Source organism: Pseudomonas sp. RV120224-01b (assembly GCF_003208145.1).
Classification (GTDB): Bacteria; Pseudomonadota; Gammaproteobacteria; order Pseudomonadales; family Pseudomonadaceae; genus Aquipseudomonas; species Aquipseudomonas monteilii.
In genome coordinates, this window is sequence record NZ_QKMQ01000030.1 from 1 (window position 1) to 17,570 (window position 17,570).

A 17,570-nucleotide genomic window follows, 5' to 3' on the forward strand; every position below is an offset into this window, starting at 1 on the left:
GCCCAAAATAGTCAATCGAGCAGCTCAAGCACTCAAGCAGGCTGCATCCAATGCTCGTAATGACAAGGGTTTCATTGGTGCATCGCACCGAGCCAGGCTGACTCGAATGGATACCAGCTGCGCCATCAAAGCCACTGCCCACCAGTTGGCACGACTGGTGTACAACCTGCTAACCAAGAAACAGGCTTATGTCGAAAAAGGTCTTGAGGAATTCGAAGCCAGGAGCCAAGACCGACAGGTCCGGGCTTTGCTTCGCAAAGCCCGGAAACTGGGGTACCAACTGGTGGCTGCCTGAGTGCTTAAAAAACAGTGGGTTGCATTTTGTTTGATGAGAGCGGGCGTGCCCGCGAACACCGGCGCAGCCGGTGCCATCCATCGCGTCGCCTGCTTCGCGGGCTTGCCCGCTCCCACAATATCCGTATCAGCTTCAGGAGAAGCTATTCCACCGCCTCGGCGACGCCTTGGTCCTCACCCAGGAACCCGCCGCTCTGGTGTTGCCACAGCCGGGCATAGGTGCCCTTTTTCGCCAGCAACTCAGCGTGGGTACCTTGCTCGATGATGCGGCCTTCATCCATCACGATCAGCCGGTCCATGGCCGCGATCGTCGACAGCCGGTGGGCGATGGCGATGACGGTCTTGCCTTGCATCATTTCATCCAGGCTTTCCTGAATGGCCACTTCCACCTCCGAGTCCAGCGCGCTGGTGGCTTCGTCCAGCAGCAGGATCGGCGCGTTCTTCAGCATCACCCGGGCAATGGCGATGCGCTGGCGCTGGCCGCCGGACAACTTGATACCGCGTTCGCCCACCAAGGTGTCGTAGCCACTGCGGCCCTGGCGGTCACTGAGCTGGCTGATGAACCCATCGGCCTGGGCATTGGCCGCAGCAGCGCGGATCTGCGCTTCGGTGGCATCCGGGCGGCCGTAGGCGATGTTGTCGCGGATCGAGCGGTGCAACAGCGATGTGTCCTGTGTGACCATGCCGATGGCGCTGCGCAGGCTGTCCTGGGTGACCTTGGCGACGTCCTGTCCATCAATGCGGATGACGCCGCTGTCCACGTCATAGAAGCGCAGCAGCAGGTTGATCAAGGTGGATTTGCCTGCGCCGGAGCGGCCGACCAGCCCGACCTTTTCGCCTGGGCGAATGTGCAGGCTCAGGTCGTTCAGCACCTGGCGCTCGCCGTTGTAGTTGAAGCTGACCTTGTCGAACGTTACTGCGCCGCCCTGAGTCACCAGTTCGCCTGCATCGGTTGCATCCTGCACCTTGGGGCCGCGGGTGAGGGTGGCCATGCCGTCCTGCACGGTGCCGATGCTCTCGAACAACGAAGTCATCTGCCACATGATCCAGTGCGACATCCCGTTGATACGCAGGGCCATGGCGGTGATTGCCGCGACTGCACCGGTGCCGACCTGGCCTTGGTGCCACAGCCACAGTGCGTAGCCGCCGGCGCCGAAGATCAAGCCCACCACCAGCGCCTGGTTGACGATTTCGAACTGGCTGACCAGGCGCATCTGGCGAAAGCCGGTCTGCTTGAAGTCCTCCATGGCCGCACGGGCGAAGTGCGCTTCGCGCCTGGAGTGCGAGAACAGCTTTACCGTCGTGATGTTGGTGTAGGCATCGGAAACCCGCCCGGTCATCGACGACCGCGCGTTGGCCTGTTCCTGCCCGACCTTGCCCAGGCGTGGCACGAAGTACAGCATGGCCAGCCCGAACAGCGCCAGCCAGGCAATGAACGGCAGCATCAGCTTCAGGGCAAAACCACCCGCCAGGGCGATGATTGCAATGAAGTACACGCCGATGCCGGGCAGTATTTCGATGACGGTGAACAGCACCTCGCGTACCGCCAAGGCTGTCTGCATCACCTTGGTGGTGACCCGGCCCGAAAACTCGTCAGAGAAGAACGACAAGCTCTGGCGCAGCATCAGCCGGTGAAAGTCCCAGCGCAACCGCAGCGGCAAGTTGATCGCCAGCACTTGGTGCTGAACCATGGTACGCATTGCCACCAGCCCGATGCTGGCCACCAGGACGATTCCGATGCCCCACAGCACACGCCTTTCCTCAGCACCTACGGCGCCCCCGGCCTGCCAGTTCGAGAGCAGGTCGACCACCTGGCCGAGGAAGGCAAACAGCCAGGCTTCGTAAACCGACACCCCGGCACTGAGCAATGCAAGGGCAAGGATGTAGCCGCGGGCGCCCCGGGTGCAGGCCCACATGAAACGCAGCAGGCCCACCGGTGGCGGTGGTACTTCGTCAGGGGGGAAGGGGTCGAGCCAGCGTTCAAAAACACGAAACATGTGGGTCTCCGCAAATCAGGTTTTGCTTACCGGGTAACCATACCGCACATCCAGGCATTCGCCTGCGTCGTGCAGCGCTTATCACAGTAGGCAAACCGGCACGCGTGCCTGACAGGTTGATCATAAGGATGTCGTGAACAGGCAATAAATGACACGTTATGGACAGGTATTAACAGCGCGAGTATCAAACTTTCCAGGCGACGACATGCTGATGTTGTTGATACGACATATTGGCGCATTTATTGGATAAAAAGTTTAACTCCGGGCAGGTCGCTTTTTGCGCGCGAGAACCTTCTGGCACCGTCATGCAAATGCCAGATCACGCCACTGATAACGACTTTTTATTCTATTTTCCAACGCCGCCGCAGTGCAGAGCACTTGACACCTAAGTGGCACTTCATTCCTTCGTTTTTGCCCGGTTCCTGGACCCCGCCAGCAGCCTTGACCCTGGCTGAAAGGCTCATCTATGCTGTGTCTACACATAGTAGACAATATGCTTGTCTGTGCATCTGGGTGCTGCGGACTGTGCCGCCATGCGTGCGCGTCTGAATAGAGCCGGCTGCCAACTATGAAGTTCGAGTTGAACGTCTTCAGGTTCCAACAATAATTAAGACCACAAGGGGCACTCGCTGTGACAAGCAGTACTGTTTCAATCGAAGATGTACCACTAAACCGCTTCCACCAGTTGATGACCCTGCGCGCCGGCGGTGGCTGGATTCTTGACGGTTATATTCTGAGCATTATCGGCGTGGTAATCGTGCAGTTTTCCGATTACCTCAAGCTGGATTCGTTCTGGCAGGGCCTGGTGGCCGCGTCGGCCATGCTGGGGACCTTCTGCAGTGGCTTCCTGGGGGGCTGGTTGACCGACAAGGTCGGGCGTCGCCGGCTGTTCTTCGTCGGGCCCATCCTGTTCATCGTAGGTTCTGTGGGCACCTTCTGGGTGGAGTCGGGCTTTGCGCTGTTCGTGCTGCGCTTCCTGGTGGGTGTAGGCGTGGGCCTCGAATACCCTGTCGCAGGCTCATTGCTGACCGAATTCCTGCCACAGAAACACCGTGGCCGCCGCCTGGCCGGGCTGACCATCTTGTGGTTTGCGGGTGCTGCATTGTCCTACATCGTGGGCAACTTCATTCTGGCGCGTGGCGGCGACGATGCCTGGCGCTGGGTGCTGGCAAGCGCCGGGGTGCTCGGTGTATTGCTGTTCATCATCCGCCTGAAAACACCTGAATCGCCACGTTGGCTGATGAGCAAGGGGCGCTTCGACGAAGCGGACCGCATCATCAAGCAGGTCTACGGGCCGTCGTTCTCCCTCGCCAACATGCCTGAGCAGGCGACGGAGCAAAAGGTGTCGCTGAGCGCGCTGATGCGCTCGGGCTACGGCAAGCGCATGGTGTTTGTCGCGGTGTTCTGGAGTGCCGCAGTGGTGCCGATGTTTGCGGTGTACTCTTTCGCCCCGGTGGTGCTGCAGGCACTGAACCTGAAAGGCGATTGGGCCTCGTACGGCTCGGTGCTGATTACGTTGTTGTTTGTGGTCGGCTGCATTGTTGCAACACGCATGATCGACACCCTGGGGCGTCGCCCGTTGATCATCCACAGCTTCCTGTGGTCCACCCTCGCACTGTTGGGGCTGGGCGTATTCTCCAACGGTTCGGAGGTGCTGGTACTGGTGCTGTTCGGTGCCTACGCGCTGTTTATCGGCGGGGCGCAAGTGCTGGAACTGGTGTACCCCAATGAACTGTTCCCCACCGAGATTCGCGCGTTTGCGGTGGGCATGGGGTCGTCCATGTCACGTATCGGCTCTGCTGCTGGCACATGGCTGGTGCCCGTTTCGTTGCAGAGCATCGGCATTGGCAACACCATGCTGGTCGCTGCACTGGTTTCGCTTGCCGGGTTGATCGTGTCGGTGTGGCTGGCGCCTGAAACCCGCGGCATGAGCCTGGAGGCCGCTTCTTCGCTTGAGCGTTGAGCCTGTCCTGAGCTGCAAAAACGCCCCCGCAGGCTTGCCTGTGGGGGCTTCAAGCTTTGCGATACTGCAGCAAGGTCGAGGGTTGACACCGCGCGCGCCGCTCCACCATTATCCAGCCTAATCCACGCAACGGGCTTTCCCCATGTCCATGTCCAACCACGCCATCTTCGCTTCGGGCTTCATTGCCCAGGCAGGCGCGTGCGTTGCCGTTGCCAAGAAATCCAAGAAACAGCCGCTCATCTGACCGAGGCGCGCTGTCTCGTCAGGTGGGCTGACGAGACAGAAGGCGCCAGGTATCCCTGCCAGACCACTTCGACTCTTCACCCTCTGACGCTGACTTTCGGTCAACATCAGGAGTTTTTGCATGTCGAATTTCCGTGGTATCTGGATCGCCCTCGTCACGCCAATGCGCGCCAATGAAATCGACTTTGCCGCCTTGGAAAAGCTGGTGAAGAAGCTGCTCGACGACGGCGTGGCCGGTTTTGTGGTGTGCGGTACCACGGGTGAGGCGGCGGCACTGTCCAAGGCCGAGCAACTGGCGGTGCTGGATGCAGTGCTGGCCTGGGTGGAGCCGGGCAGGGTGGTGATGGGCCTGTCGGGTTACAACCTGCGTGAGCTGCTGGCCTTCCAGGCTGAAATCCAGCAGCGTGATATTGGCGGGCTGCTGGTCCCCGCACCGTGCTACATCCGCCCATCGCAGGCCGGCCTGGAAGCCTTCTTCGCTACCGTAGCCGATGCCGCCAGCGTGCCAGTGATCGTCTACGACATCCCCTATCGCACTGGCGTGCGCATCGAGCGTGAAACCCTGCGCCGTATCGTGCGCCACCCGCGCATTGCGGCCGTCAAGGATTGCGGCGGCGACAGCGAGACCACCCTGGCCCTGATCGAGGATGGCCATGCCCAGGTGCTGGCCGGTGAAGACCTGCAGATTTTCAACAACCTGTGCCTGGGGGGGGCCGGGGCCATTTCGGCCTCCGCACACGTGCGCGCCGACCTGTATGTGCGCATGCTGCAGCAGGTCGACAGCGGTGACTGGGTGGCCGCGCGTGGTACGTTCTACCAGTTGCTGCCCTGGATCAAGCTGGCGTTTGCCGAGCCCAACCCGGCGGTGGTGAAGGCAGCGTTGCAGTTGCAAAACCTGATGGCAGACGAGCTGCGCGAACCGATGCAAGCGTGCACGGATGCGACCCGGGACAGGCTGCAACGCGTGCTGGGCTCACTCGGCGCCTGAAGACGCAGCGGCTGTTGCCGGGTTGACAAGCCGTCACACCCGGCATATACCGTTGGTTGTCAGGAGCTGCGCATCAATGGCGATGCCGCTGCCTCCACCCCGAACCCCAAAGAGCAAATGAGCTCTCTCCGCATGCGGAGAGGGCTTTTTGTCGTCCCTGAAAAATAACAACAAGAGGTGTTCAACATGCGTCATGGTGATATTTCCAGCAGCAACGACACCGTCGGTGTGGCCGTGGTCAACTACAAGATGCCGCGCCTGCATACCCGCGATGAAGTGCTCGAAAACGCCAGGAAGATCGCCGACATTATTGTCGGCATGAAGCAGGGGTTGCCGGGCATGGACCTGGTGATTTTCCCGGAGTACAGCCTGCAGGGCATCATGTACGACCCGGCAGAAATGATGGAAACCGCCGTGGCCGTGCCCGGCGTGGAAACCGAAGTGTTCGCCCAGGCCTGCCGCAAGGCCAATGTCTGGGGCGTGTTCTCGCTGACCGGCGAGCGCCATGAAGAGCACCCGCGCAAGTCGCCCTACAACACCCTGGTGCTGATCGACAACAACGGCGAGATCGTGCAGAAGTACCGCAAGATCATCCCTTGGTGCCCGATCGAAGGCTGGTACCCGGGCGGCCAGACCTACGTTGCCGATGGCCCCAAGGGCCTGAAAATCAGCATGATCATCTGCGATGACGGCAACTACCCGGAAATCTGGCGCGACTGCGCCATGAAAGGCGCCGAGCTGATCGTGCGTTGCCAGGGCTACATGTACCCGGCCAAGGACCAGCAGGTGCTGATGGCCAAGGCCATGGCCTGGGCCAACAACTGCTACGTGGCAGTGGCCAACGCCGCCGGCTTCGATGGTGTGTATTCCTACTTCGGCCACTCGGCGATCATCGGCTTCGATGGCCGCACCCTGGGCGAGTGCGGTGAAGAGGAAATGGGCATTCAGTACGCTCAGCTGTCGATCTCGCAGATTCGCGATGCGCGGCAAAACGACCAGTCGCAAAACCACCTGTACAAGATTCTGCACCGCGGTTACAGCGGCATGCATTTGTCCGGCGAGGGTGACCGTGGCATCGCCGAATGCCCGTTCGAGTTCTACCGCACCTGGGTGCTGGATGCCGAGAAGGCCCGCGAAAATGTCGAGGCCATTACCCGGCGCACCTCGGGGGTGGCGCAGTGCCCGGTTGGTAGCCTTCCCTACGACGCGAAGGAAAAGGAAGCCCGCTAAAGGGCGTGCCCGGCGTGCCTGCGGGCACGCTGTTTCACCGTTGAGGGGAAGACCATGCCGTTCTTGAACGACCTGCTGGAGCAGACGCGCCGCGACGCGTCCTCCAGCGCTGCACTGAATGCCGAAAACTGCCACACCCGGACAATCGTCGAAACCCACCTGCGTAGCGAAGACACCCTGCAGTCGCGTTTCCGCTTCGATGTCGCCGCTGTCATGCAGGTGTTACGCAACGAAGTACTGGGCCAGGACGAAGCCCTGCAGGCCATCGAAGATGTGCTCACCGTGGTGCGCGCGGATATTCTCGACCCGCGCCGGCCACTGTTCACGGCGTTGTTCCTCGGCCCGACCGGGGTTGGCAAGACCGAGATCGTGCGGGCCCTGGCCCGCGCACTGCACGGTGATGCCGATGCCTTCTGCCGGGTCGACATGAACACGCTGGCCCAGGAGCATTACGCCGCTGCCCTGACCGGTGCGCCGCCGGGCTATGCTGGCGCCAAGGAGGGCCGCACGCTGTTCGACCAGGCGTTGCTGGACGGCAGCCAGGGGCGCCCGGGGATCGTGCTGTTCGATGAGCTGGAAAAGGCCAGCAAGGAGGTGTCCCAGGCGCTGCTCAATGTGTTCGACAATGGCCTGCTGCGCTTGGCTTCCGGGGAAAAGAGCTTCAATTTCCGCAATACCCTGGTGTTCATGACCAGCAACCTGGCGGCAGACGAAATACGCCAGCACCGGCTTGGCCCGCTGGCATCGCTGCGGCGTTTGCTGGGGCAGCGGGCAGGGCAACGGGAGGGTTTGCTGGCCCTTGTGCGGCGACGCCTGGTGAAGCGTTTTTCTGCCGAGTTCGTCAACCGCATCGACAGCACCGTGGTGTTCAACACCATTGAACAGGAAGTGAGCGAGCGCATCGTCGAGCTTGAAGTGTCGCGCCTGAACCGGCGTCTGGCCAAGCACCACTGCCGCCTGCAACTGGATGCGGCAGTGGTCGGCAAGCTGGCCAGCGAAGGGCATGACGTGGAGTTCGGCGCCCGCGCACTCAAGCGGTTTATCCGCCACGAACTGGAGGTGCCGCTGGCCGAGTACCTGCTCGGCACCCGCATCCCTTGCCGGGCCGAAGTGGCCTGCATCACGGTGGCCGGACACCTCGACCGCGGGCGTATCCGTTTTTCGGTGCCTACATGATGGCTGCCACAGGACAGTGTGATGAGTAGACAAGACAGGCAATTGAAGGTGGGCTTGCTGTTTGCCGAAAGCGGCGTTACCGCAGCCATCGAGCGCTCGCAGCGCTGCGGCGCGTTGCTGGCGGCAGAACAGGTGAACCGCGAAGGCGGTGTGCTGGGCCAGCCGGTGCTGACCCTGGTCGGTGACCCCGGGGGCGACCCGGACCGGTACCGCAACCTGTGCGACGACTATGTGCGCAACCACGGCGTGCGCCTGATGCTCGGCTGCTACATGTCGCATACCCGTAAAGCTGTGATGCCGGTGGTCGAGCGTGCGGATGGCTTGCTGTTCTATCCCACGCCTTACGAGGGTTTCGAGTACTCGCCCAACATCATCTATGGCGGGCCGGCACCCAACCAGAACAGCGCGCCGCTGGCGGCTTACCTGACCCGCCATTATGGCGCCAGGGTCGCCTTCGTCGGCTCGGACTACATCTACCCACGGGAAAGCAACCACGTCATGCGCCACCTGTACAAGCAGCATGGCGGCGAAGTGGTGGAGGAGGCTTACATGCCACTGTACCCCTCGGCCGATGACCTGGCCCAGGTGGTGGAGCGGGTGGTTCGCGCTGCCCCGGATGTGGTGTTCTCGACCGTGGTCGGTACGGGTACGGCAAGTTTCTATCAGGCATTGGCGCAGCGTTACGGTAATGGTCCTCGGCCGCCCATTGCCAGCCTGACCACCAGTGAGGCCGAAATCGCCGAGATGGGCGCCAAGGTGGCCTGTGGCAACATTGTCGTGGCGCCGTATTTCACCAGTGTCGACTCGCCACAAAGCCACGCGTTCGTCAGCGAGTGTCGGGCGTTTTTCCCGGCTGATGTGCGCATCACCGCCTGGGCCGAAGCCGCCTACAGCCAGATGCGCATGTTGTGCCAGGCGGTGAATGCCACCGGCAGCCTGGAGGTGGAGGTGATCCGCAATCACCTGTACCACGCGAGCCTGGACAGCCCCCAGGGCAGGGTGCATGTGGAGCAGCAGAACAACCATTCGCACCTGTTCGCGCGCATAGGCGAGATCGATGCGAGCGGGCAGATCTGCATCAAATGGCAGTCGCCTGTGGCTATCCGCCCCGACCCCTATGTGGTGGTGCACAACCTCGATGACTGGACGGCGAGCATGGCCGGAGGCGGCCCCTCATGAGCACCTCGAACATCCTGAATACGCTGCGTGAGCTGCATGTAGGCATTGTTTGCCCGCCCAGTGAAATCACCGATGCCCTGGTGTTGCAACTGATGCGCATCGGTTGTTCGGTGAAGCAGCACTGGCCACCGCCCAAGGCGTTCGACACCCACACCGACCTGGTGTTTTGCGGGGTGTTCGAAGGGCGCCACCATGGCGAACTGGGCAAGCTGCTGGCCCAGGGCGGGGTTCGCCTGACCGCTGTCGCGCTGGTGGAGTACGAAAGCCCGACCATCCTCTCGCAGATTCTGGAGCTGGGGTGCCATGGCGTGATCGTGCTGCCGCTGGACAGCCACAAGGTGCTGCCGGCGCTGGTGTGCGCCAGGAGCAATAGCGAAGCCCACGCCCGTTTGATGCAGAAGAACGCCCAGTTGCAGGAGCGCCTGGAACACCAGGCCGACATCAACAAGGCCAAGGTCCTGTTGATGGCGGCTCAGGGCTGGCAGGAGCCTGAAGCCCATGCCTACCTGTCGAAAGAGGCAATGAAACAGCGGTTGTCGATGTTGGAGATGGCAAGAAAAACCCTAAAACAATTCGAATGAGAAGAGGTTGCCATGTTGTACGGACTGGTTCTGCTGTATGTGGGTGCGGTGTTGTTCATCAACAGCATCTGGCTGATGGGGCGTATCACCGACCGTGAAGTGGCGGTGATCAACCTGTTTGTCGGGTTGCTGAGCCTGTTGGTGGCGGTCTACCTGATTTTCGTGGTGGGCGCGGCCGAAGGCATCAAGGCGGGTGCCTTGACCATCCTGTTCGCCTTTACCTACCTGTGGGTGGCCGCCAACCAGTTGTTGCAGGTCGACGGCCGCGGGTTGGGCTGGTTCTGCCTGTTCGTCAGCGTGACGGCGCTGGTGGTGACGGTCAGCTCCATCCCGGGCGCCGAGGGCCTGATGAAGGTGTGGGATGTGCTGAACTGGGCCGCGTGGACGGTGTTGTGGTTCAGCTTTTTCCTGTTGTTGGCCTTGGCCAGGAAAATCCAGCGGCTGGTGGCGGTGATGACCCTGGTGTGCGCGATCTTCACCGCCTGGGTGCCTGGGCTGCTGATCCTGTGGCAGCAGATGGGCTAAGGGCAACACGACCGCCCTGAGAACGGGCCCGATTCCTGTAGGCGCGGGCATGCCCGCGAAACGTCCAGCTTGGTACATGGCACCGGCGTTGCCGGTGTTCGCGGATAAGCCCGCGCCTACAGGTCTCAGCCTTCAGAAGCCCTTGCGTACCGCTGTTTGAGCATCGGCCCTTTGCTGTGCTTGCCTGGCTTGCACCTGGGCGATCTGCTGTTTCTGTGCTGCTGCGTCATTGCCCCACAGCCGGGCCTGCTCGGCCAGGAAGTTCTGCTTGAACTGTTGAGCCCGCATGGACCCGTCTTCAGCGTGAACTGCGCCGGCCAGGCCAAGCAGCATGCTGCCTATCGCGATGGTATTTATCAGTTTCATGATGCACCTCGATGATCGCCCGCTTGTTTGGGCTACGGTCTGGCCACTTGGGCGCAGTGGGCCATGCCAGGTCCGGTTCAGCAGCCGCGCGTGTCATGCCCGGTTGCACGAATGCTGGCTTCGATGGCGGGTTGGTCGGCAAGTGCTTTACTTTCAATGTTGGTGTTCATGATGCCTGCTCCCGCTGTTTCGAAGTTGACGTGTTTCGATGGGTTCAGCTTCTCACCGAAGACAGATTCGGAAAATACAACGGCAGTAGTGCAACTTGGGTGGTGCTACAGGTGTGGTGCAACAGCTGTAGTATCCGCAGCGTGAGTGGCCAACATGACCAGATGGCAAGAGTTTCAAGAGGCAGCAGTTGAACTTTTCGGCCTGCCGCAGCCATTCGCCAATGCGCAGGATGAACAAGGTTTTCTCGCGACTCAGGCCGCAGAAAACCTTCGAAGGCGGCGCTTGTTCATGTTTGTTGCCATTGCCGTTTGGGCCGGTTTTGGCTATTGGGATTATTACCACTACATCCGCCATGAACAGGCGCTTTCGCGCATGGACTTTTACTGGATTCTGCTATGGCGGCTGGCCGGTACCCTGGCGGTCGCCACGGCAACCTGGGTATCACTCACCACGCGCTTTGATAACGAGCGCTGGGTAAATGGAACCGTGGTGATTACGGTGTGCTTCGCCCAGACATGCCTGGTGGCGATGATACAAATTGTCCCTGCACCGTTGAATTACAATTATTATTTTGTCGGTATTGTCCTGGTTATCTTCTTTCAGCACGGGACCTTGGCACTGCTGGCACGCTATTCCTTGTTCAGTACAGGCTATTGCGTGCTGCTGCTGTGTGTGCAGGAAGTCATGACTGGCGCATTACATGTCAATTTTTTCCCTGCCATGTTTTATTTGCTGGCGTTTGCACTGGTGGGTTGGACCATCAGTGTGCGTGCCGAGAAAGTTGCGCGAGAGGGTTATCTCAAGTCCTTGGCCTTGAACAGGAAGAACGAAAGCCTTGAGCAGGCCAACTTTCGCGTCCACCGCGAGAAACAGAAAGCGGACGATGCCCTGAAGGCCTTGTTTGACCAGGAAGCAAGAAAAGCCGTGGAAATCCGCGAAAAGGCCGAAGCCAGCACACGCTTCGTTCGTGCGGCCTACCACGACACCATGCAACCCTTGGCCTCGATTGCCTCCCTGGCGTACGCGGGCGAGCGTATGGTCGAGCAGGGCCAGCATCAGCGCCTGCAGGAGATTTTCCACGATATCGACGTGTCGGGCCGGGAGATCAGCACCCTGTTCGCTGGCCTGCGGGAGGTGTTCACCAGCGGTGAATCGCAACCGGCCATCGAGCCATTTTCCCTGAACGCGCTGATGAGCGAGCTCGAATCCCTGCATCAGCCGCTGGCGCAAGCCAAGGGCCTGCGCCTGAAACTGCTGCAGCGCCAGCAAGACGCCGTGCTCAATTCTGACCGGGCGATTTTCAAGCGTGTGCTGGGCAATCTGATCACGAATGCCGTCAAGTACACCGAGTGCGGCGGCGTGGTGGTTGGCAGCGTGGCGGGCAGAACCACCGTGCGCATCGATGTAGTCGATACAGGCATCGGCATCCCCGATGCTTTCAAGAGCAAGGTTTTCGAGGCGTTCTTCCAGGTCGATAACCCTGACCATGATGCCCGACGCGGCTTGGGGTTGGGGCTGTCGATCGTGAAGAACTTCATCGACCGGCTGCCGGGGCATCGGCTGAGCTTCAGCAGCCGCCCTGGGCGCGGCAGCCGTTTTTCGGTCGACTGCCCGTTGTTCCAGGGTGACGCGCTGCCGACGGACATCAATGCGCCAACGCTGCAGGTCAATGGCCAACGTGTAGACATCGCCGGTGCCTATGTACTGCTGGTCGATGATGACAAGCGTATCCTTGACAGCTTGTCGAAGTCGCTGAGCCTGCAGGGCGCGATTGTCGCCACGGCCGAGGACAGAAGCACCTTGCAGGACGCGCTGGAGCGGGCGCCGGATCGTTACCCGGACTTGCTCATCTGCGATTACAAACTGCGCGATGGCCTGATTGGCATGGCGCTGATCGACCATGTCCGGTCGTTCTACGACTGGGCCCATGTGCCGGCGATCCTCTACACCGCCGAGCTGTTGCGTCAGCCGCTGCTGGACGACTGCCTGTCACAGGCGGTCAGCAAAGGCGAAAGCGCGGCCACCTTGATGGCTGCCGTTCAGCTGCTCTTGTCACGCGGTCGGCTGGCCAACGCTGGCGAGGCGGGTGAAGACAGCACCCCCAGCACTTGACCCGTCTTGGCGAACAGGCCTTGCAGGCCATACAGGTCGATTACCCCGAACTTGCCATAGAGCCTGCTCAGGTACTGGCGCACATTGACCGGGTTGATCTCCAGGATCGCCGCAATCTTCCACGGCGCGTTGCCTTGCAGCGCCAGGCGCAGGATGTCGAATTCGCGCGGTGTCACACCCAGGTCCTTGGGGCCGAGCGGGGTAGCGGGTTGCACGTGGAGCGAGGAGGAGGGGGCCTGGCCGCCTTTGCCGATCGCCTCGCTGGGCAGGTAAACCCCGCCGCTGAGCGCACGGTTGATGGCCTCCAGCATCACTTCATGGGCACTGGCCTTGGGCACGAACGACGAAGCGCCACGGCGCATCACCTCATCCACGAAGCGCCGCTCCGACTCCGCTGACATCACGATCACCGGCGCCGTCACGCACTTGGCAGGGTCGGGGTCGACCGGCGCCTCGCGGCTGGACTTGAACAGCGACAGCAAGCTGAGGCCGTTGTCGGGCGTGAGGTCGTTGCTGGTGGCCGAGGTAGGGATGCACAGGTCGAGGAAGATCACGTCGAAGGCCTGGCTACGCACCAGCGCCAGGGCTTCTGCGGTACACGAGGCTTCCAGCACCTGGGCGTCGTGGTGCACGGCCTGGATAAGGCTCTTGACCCCGGCTCTGAGGATGCCGTGATCGTCGATCAGCAGAATGCGCATCAGCCGGCTCCGGGTGGGGGGATGTGCATGCAGTATTGCCGAGAATGGCGCAGGTGTACCTACTACGGCTGTAGTGGGTGTGGTGATCGTTGCCGTCATGGTCGGGGCGCGCTTGCAGGCTCAATCGTTCCCTGTGGGTGCGGGTTTACCCGCGAACACGGGCGAAGCCCGCGCCCACAGGGGGCGCGTTAGCCTTGGGATAATGAGCAAGATCATGAACCCCTGCATTCAGGTTCAGAGCACCTTGAACCCATGGGTGCCATCGCGCTCGAGTTGCGCAATCAGACCAAACTCCCAGTCCAGATACCCCTGCATCGCCTCGCGAGGATTGTCCGTACCCTCGTAGGGGCGCCGGTAGCGATCGCTGCGGGGTACGGCAAGCTGCGTTTCGCCGGTTTCCAGCGGTTGCCCGGCAGCGATCCAGCGCGTGGTGCCGCCTTCGAGCAGGTAAACGGGAGTGCGGGTGAGGGCCTGCAGGTCACGCGCGGCAAAGCGTGCCAGCAGGCTGCTGCCGCACGTCAGTACGTAGCGACTGGCCTGTGGCACCCGTTCCAGGGTTTCGGCCAGTTGTGCGCGAATCGCCCAGTGCGCACCGGGAATATGGCGCTTGACGTAGTTGGCGCTGGTGGTGAAATCCAGCACCACGGTGCCGTCTTCCTGCAGCCAGCCTTGCAACTGTTCGACACCGATCTCATTGGCCTTGGGGAGCTCCGGCAGCGGCGCCTGCCAATCGCCGGCGGCGCTGAAATCTGCCGCCGACAGCCCGTCCAGCACTGCCACCTGCCAGCCCATCTGCGTCAGCCACGACGCGCTCATGTTGGCGCGCACGCCATCGTCGTCCACCAGCACGATGCGCGCGCCGCGCACGCTGGCGACGTGGTCGGTTTCCTGCACCAGCTGCCCGCCGGGCACGCTGCGGCTGCCGGGCAGATGGCCTGCAACGTATTCTTCGGGCGTCCGCACATCGAACAGGTAAGTGGTACGGCTGGCGTCGGCCTGCCAGGCATCAAGCCCGGCGCGCTCCAGGCGCAGCACGCCGGCGCGGTCGGCCACCGCGCGAGCCTGGCGGGCGGCGTTGGCGCGGGTGCCGGCGCTCACCTGGGCGAAGGTCTTGTCCTGGCCGTGAGCCAACTGCTGCCCGGCCAGGTTCCAGCCGATGGTGCCGTTGCGCAGGGCGGCCACCGGGTTGGGGATGCCGGCGTTGACCAGCGACTGGGTGCCGATGATGCTGCGGGTGCGACCGGCGCAGTTGACGATCACCTGAGTGGCCGGGTTGGGCGCCAGCTCGGCCACCCGCAGCACCAATTCGGCGCCGGGCACGCTGATGCCACCGGGGATGCTCATGGTCTGGTATTCGTCGAAGCGCCGGGCGTCGAGCACCACCACGTCTGCCTTGTCATCGAGCAGCGCCTGCACCTGCTCGGCGGCCAGCGAAGGGGTGTGGCGCACGCTCTCGACCAACTCGCCGAAGGCTTTGCTGGGGACGTTGACGTCACGGAACAGCTCACCGCCTGCCGCGCGCCAGCCGGCCAGGCCGCCGTCGAGTACGGCCACGTCGCTGTAGCCCAGCGCGAGCAGGCGCTGCGCCGCCACGGCGGCCAGGCCTTCGCCATCGTCGTAGACGGTGATGGCGGTGTCACGTCGCGGTACACGGGCGAAGATTTCCAGCTCCAGTTTCGACAGCGCCACGTTGGCGGCGAACAGCGGGTGCTCCTGGGCGAACGGGTCCTCTTCGCGCACATCGATCAGGGCCAGTTCCTCGCGGGCCAGCAGGGCGCGGCGGATGTCTTGGTAACGGCGGGTGGTGACTGTGCTCATGGGGCAGGGTTCTCTTTGGACAGGTCCCAGATGTTGGGCAGGCGGGTATTGGAATAGCCGGAAATGAACGCTTTTTCGCTGCCGTCCTCGGCGTACACCGCGCGCTTGACCGCGCCGATGTTGCCGCCGTAGACGTGGATGCTGATCGACACTTGATCACTGAAGGCATTGCTGACCTGGTGAATATCACCAATGCGCGGCGACACGGCCTCCACCTGACCTGGCGCCAGGCGCACCGGTGCGCCGCTGGGCTGCAGTGCGCCCTGGGCGTCGCGGGTGAAGTCTTGGGAGTATTCAGCGCCGCGCAGCATGCCGATCAGCCCCCACACCCGGTGATCGTGGATGGGCGTGCGCTGCCCCGGCCCCCAGACGAAGCTCACCACCGAAAAGCGTTGGCGTGAGTCGCAGTGCAACAGGTACTGCTGGTAGCGCTGTGGGTCGGGCTGGGCGAGGTCGTCTGGTAGCCAGTCGTCCTGCGCAACCAGGCTGGCCAGCAGGCCCTGGCCGCGGTCGAGAAGGGTGGCTTCGTCGGGCTGCTGTTCGAGCAACTCGGCCAGGCTGTCGATGAAGTGGCGCAGGCGCTCCGGGTTATGGCTCATGGTTCAGGCTCGGTGTTCGGGTTTCATATTACCCTAGCAAAGCCTTTTTCTATTCTCAAAATGCAAAATAATAATAAGCTAATATGCAAATAATGCATTTACAGATGAGCATTTCTGCTTTCAAATCCCATCACGCCGAAGGCATGAGGTTATGCCCAAAGCGCATTTCACAGCGGCTTGATTGATCTATAAATTATAAAAATCAATCAAGTAAGACTTAAAAGATATAAACCCGTTGCCACGAGACCGCACCTGCGGATCGGCCCTGACATGCCCCAAGCGGGCATCTGGAGACCCCCGTGCGTTACTTCAAGCAACTGGCCGCCACTGTGCTGGCCACCACCTTCAGCCTTGCCGCCGCCGCCCAGACCTTGGTCGTTGGCGACCAGAGCTACAACGCCCGTGCGGTGATGGAAGCGGCCGGGGTACTCGACAACCTGCCTTATGAGCTGGAGTGGAAGCAGTTCACCGCAGGCTCCCCCGTGGCCGAGGCGCTCAACGTCGGCAGCCTCGACATTGGCCTGCTGGGCGATGCACCGCCCTTGTTTTTGGGCGCCTTGGGCGCGCCGATCAAGGTGATCGCGGTCAGCCGCCAGAACCTCGAAGGGGTGGCGATTCTGGCGCGCAAGGATTCGTCGATCCACAGCCTGCAAGACCTGCGTGGCAAGCGCGCGGCGATCTGGAAGGGTTCGTGGAGCCAGCAACTGTTGTTCAGCGCCCTGGACAAGGCCGGCGTACCGCGTGATGCGTTGGAGCTGCGTTACCTTAGCGCGCTGGACGCTTCCCACGCCCTGGACGGCGGCTCGGTGGACGTGATCGCCACCTGGGAGCCCTACGTTACCCAGCAAGAACGCCAGGGCGCCCGCGTACTGGCCACTGCCGAAGGCGTGATCCCGGCGCAGAGCTTCGTGGTGGCCAACGCCAAGGCGGTGGACGCCAAGCGCGTGCAGATCGCCGACTTTCTGCAACGGCTGAAAAAAGCCCGCGACTGGACCCTGAGCGACCCGGCCCACACTGAGGCTTACGCTGACGCCTGGGCCAAGCGCACCCGCGCCGACCGCGACATCGCCCGCGCCTGGTTCGCCCGTGCGCGCACTGACCTTGCGCCGCTGAACCCGCAGGTGATCGTCGATGCGCAAAAGACCGTGGACTTCTTCGCCGGGCTCGGGCTGATCCAGGCGTATCCGGCCAGCAGCCTGTTCGACACCTCGTTTGGTGCGGCTATTGAGCAGCCGAGCGTCAGCCAGCACTGAAGATCTTCACCGGCTTCCTCGCGGGTAAACCCGCTCCCACAGGCATGGACTGCCCCCCAAAAGTTGGACAGTTTTAGCCAGTGGTCTGAGTCCTGTAGCTCACAGGGCTCAGGCCATTGAGTTTCAGCCTGATGCGGTCATGGTTGTAGTAGTGAATGTACTCATCCAGTCCCGCTTTTAGTTCCTCGACACTCTCAAAGCGATTCAGGTAGAAAAACTCCGACTTGAGCGTGCCGAAGAAGCTTTCCATCGCCGCATTATCCAGGCAATTGCCTTTGCGGGACATGCTCTGCTTCACACCTCGTGCGGCAAGTTTGTGACGGTATTGAGCCTGCTGATAATGCCACCCTTGATCTGAGTGGATGACTAGCTTGGGC

Annotated in this window: 15 protein-coding genes and 1 pseudogene; 10 read left to right on the forward strand and 6 right to left on the reverse strand. The window is 61.8% G+C overall.

All coding sequences use genetic code 11. The features are described 5' to 3' along the window. A pseudogene (locus N436_RS28000) lies at positions 1 to 295 on the forward strand (IS110 family transposase); the annotation flags it as partial. Between the two features lie 142 nt (positions 296 to 437). Here the strand turns inward: N436_RS28000 and N436_RS28010 are convergent. Beyond that, positions 438 to 2,291, reverse strand: a complete 1,854-nt coding sequence (locus N436_RS28010) for an ABC transporter ATP-binding protein (protein WP_105948613.1) — start codon at positions 2,289 to 2,291, stop codon at positions 438 to 440. Between the two features lie 631 nt (positions 2,292 to 2,922). On the opposite strand from N436_RS28010, the gene N436_RS28015 reads away from it, so the two are divergent. The 7 genes from N436_RS28015 (at position 2,923) to N436_RS28045 (ending at position 10,176) form a co-directional block, all read left to right on the forward strand. After that, complete coding sequence (locus tag N436_RS28015; protein ID WP_105948616.1) at positions 2,923 to 4,254, forward strand: MFS transporter; 1,332 nt, start codon at positions 2,923 to 2,925, stop codon at positions 4,252 to 4,254. Positions 4,255 to 4,618: 364 nt separating this feature from the next. Next, a complete protein-coding gene (gene dapA, locus N436_RS28020) occupies positions 4,619 to 5,485 on the forward strand; it encodes a 4-hydroxy-tetrahydrodipicolinate synthase (RefSeq protein WP_110742468.1) in 867 nt (288 codons plus the stop codon). A 186-nt stretch (positions 5,486 to 5,671) separates the two neighbouring features. Next, complete coding sequence (locus N436_RS28025) at positions 5,672 to 6,715, forward strand: aliphatic amidase (RefSeq protein ID WP_110742469.1); 1,044 nt, start codon at positions 5,672 to 5,674, stop codon at positions 6,713 to 6,715. Between the two features lie 54 nt (positions 6,716 to 6,769). Next, positions 6,770 to 7,891: an AAA family ATPase gene (locus tag N436_RS28030; RefSeq protein WP_110742470.1), complete on the forward strand. Its 1,122-nt coding sequence runs from the start codon at positions 6,770 to 6,772 to the stop codon at positions 7,889 to 7,891. Between the two features lie 21 nt (positions 7,892 to 7,912). Beyond that, positions 7,913 to 9,070, forward strand: coding sequence for a transporter substrate-binding domain-containing protein (locus tag N436_RS28035; RefSeq protein WP_105948620.1), 1,158 nt, complete (start codon positions 7,913 to 7,915; stop codon positions 9,068 to 9,070). Beyond that, positions 9,067 to 9,651, forward strand: a complete 585-nt coding sequence (locus N436_RS28040; protein WP_110742471.1) for an ANTAR domain-containing response regulator — start codon at positions 9,067 to 9,069, stop codon at positions 9,649 to 9,651. The genes N436_RS28035 and N436_RS28040 overlap by 4 nt, the downstream gene beginning before the upstream one ends. Before the next feature lie 12 nt (positions 9,652 to 9,663). Continuing rightward, positions 9,664 to 10,176, forward strand: coding sequence for an AmiS/UreI family transporter (locus N436_RS28045; protein WP_060499203.1), 513 nt, complete (start codon positions 9,664 to 9,666; stop codon positions 10,174 to 10,176). Positions 10,177 to 10,308: 132 nt separating this feature from the next. Here N436_RS28045 and N436_RS28055 read toward each other — a convergent pair whose 3' ends face one another. Further along, entirely contained in the window at positions 10,309 to 10,542 is a 234-nt protein-coding gene (locus N436_RS28055; RefSeq protein ID WP_105948622.1) for a hypothetical protein, read from the reverse strand. A gap of 459 nt (positions 10,543 to 11,001) precedes the next feature. On the opposite strand from N436_RS28055, the gene N436_RS28060 reads away from it, so the two are divergent. Continuing rightward, positions 11,002 to 12,825 carry a hybrid sensor histidine kinase/response regulator gene (locus N436_RS28060; RefSeq protein ID WP_158286277.1) on the forward strand — a complete coding sequence of 608 codons (1,824 nt, stop codon included), beginning with the start codon at positions 11,002 to 11,004 and terminating at the stop codon, positions 12,823 to 12,825. Here the strand turns inward: N436_RS28060 and N436_RS28065 are convergent. The 3 genes from N436_RS28065 to N436_RS28075 all read right to left on the reverse strand — a co-directional run bounded on the left by N436_RS28065 (position 12,753) and on the right by N436_RS28075 (position 15,940). Then, entirely contained in the window at positions 12,753 to 13,523 is a 771-nt protein-coding gene (locus tag N436_RS28065) for a response regulator transcription factor (RefSeq protein WP_158286278.1), read from the reverse strand. The two genes, N436_RS28060 and N436_RS28065, sit on opposite strands and share 73 nt — an antisense overlap. A gap of 234 nt (positions 13,524 to 13,757) precedes the next feature. Continuing rightward, positions 13,758 to 15,341, reverse strand: a complete 1,584-nt coding sequence (locus N436_RS28070) for a rhodanese-related sulfurtransferase (protein WP_110742474.1) — start codon at positions 15,339 to 15,341, stop codon at positions 13,758 to 13,760. Continuing rightward, entirely contained in the window at positions 15,338 to 15,940 is a 603-nt protein-coding gene (locus N436_RS28075; RefSeq protein WP_110742475.1) for a cysteine dioxygenase, read from the reverse strand. Before N436_RS28075 ends, N436_RS28070 begins: the two co-directional genes overlap by 4 nt. A gap of 299 nt (positions 15,941 to 16,239) precedes the next feature. Between N436_RS28075 and N436_RS28080 the strand changes: the two genes are divergently transcribed. Beyond that, on the forward strand, positions 16,240 to 17,193 hold the full coding sequence (locus N436_RS28080) for an ABC transporter substrate-binding protein (protein ID WP_110742476.1): 954 nt from the start codon (positions 16,240 to 16,242) through the stop codon (positions 17,191 to 17,193). A 73-nt stretch (positions 17,194 to 17,266) separates the two neighbouring features. Here N436_RS28080 and N436_RS28085 read toward each other — a convergent pair. Further along, a partial coding sequence (locus N436_RS28085) for an IS3 family transposase (RefSeq protein WP_146232681.1) occupies positions 17,267 to 17,570 on the reverse strand: 304 nt, incomplete at its 5' end.

Excerpts from the sequence above, each read along its gene's own strand:
- N436_RS28065 (WP_158286278.1), bottom strand. The coding sequence starts at position 13,523 with ATGCGCATTCTGCTGATCGACGATCACGGCATCCTCAGAGCCGGGGTC.
- N436_RS28070 (WP_110742474.1), bottom strand. The coding sequence starts at position 15,341 with ATGAGCACAGTCACCACCCGCCGTTACCAAGACATCCGCCGCGCCCTG.
- N436_RS28035 (WP_105948620.1), top strand. The coding sequence starts at position 7,913 with ATGAGTAGACAAGACAGGCAATTGAAGGTGGGCTTGCTGTTTGCCGAA.
- N436_RS28040 (WP_110742471.1), top strand. The coding sequence starts at position 9,067 with ATGAGCACCTCGAACATCCTGAATACGCTGCGTGAGCTGCATGTAGGC.
- N436_RS28010 (WP_105948613.1), bottom strand. The coding sequence starts at position 2,291 with ATGTTTCGTGTTTTTGAACGCTGGCTCGACCCCTTCCCCCCTGACGAA.
- N436_RS28030 (WP_110742470.1), top strand. The coding sequence starts at position 6,770 with ATGCCGTTCTTGAACGACCTGCTGGAGCAGACGCGCCGCGACGCGTCC.
- dapA (WP_110742468.1), top strand. The coding sequence starts at position 4,619 with ATGTCGAATTTCCGTGGTATCTGGATCGCCCTCGTCACGCCAATGCGC.
- N436_RS28060 (WP_158286277.1), top strand. The coding sequence starts at position 11,002 with ATGTTTGTTGCCATTGCCGTTTGGGCCGGTTTTGGCTATTGGGATTAT.
- N436_RS28055 (WP_105948622.1), bottom strand. The coding sequence starts at position 10,542 with ATGAAACTGATAAATACCATCGCGATAGGCAGCATGCTGCTTGGCCTG.
- N436_RS28075 (WP_110742475.1), bottom strand. The coding sequence starts at position 15,940 with ATGAGCCATAACCCGGAGCGCCTGCGCCACTTCATCGACAGCCTGGCC.
- N436_RS28025 (WP_110742469.1), top strand. The coding sequence starts at position 5,672 with ATGCGTCATGGTGATATTTCCAGCAGCAACGACACCGTCGGTGTGGCC.
- N436_RS28045 (WP_060499203.1), top strand. The coding sequence starts at position 9,664 with ATGTTGTACGGACTGGTTCTGCTGTATGTGGGTGCGGTGTTGTTCATC.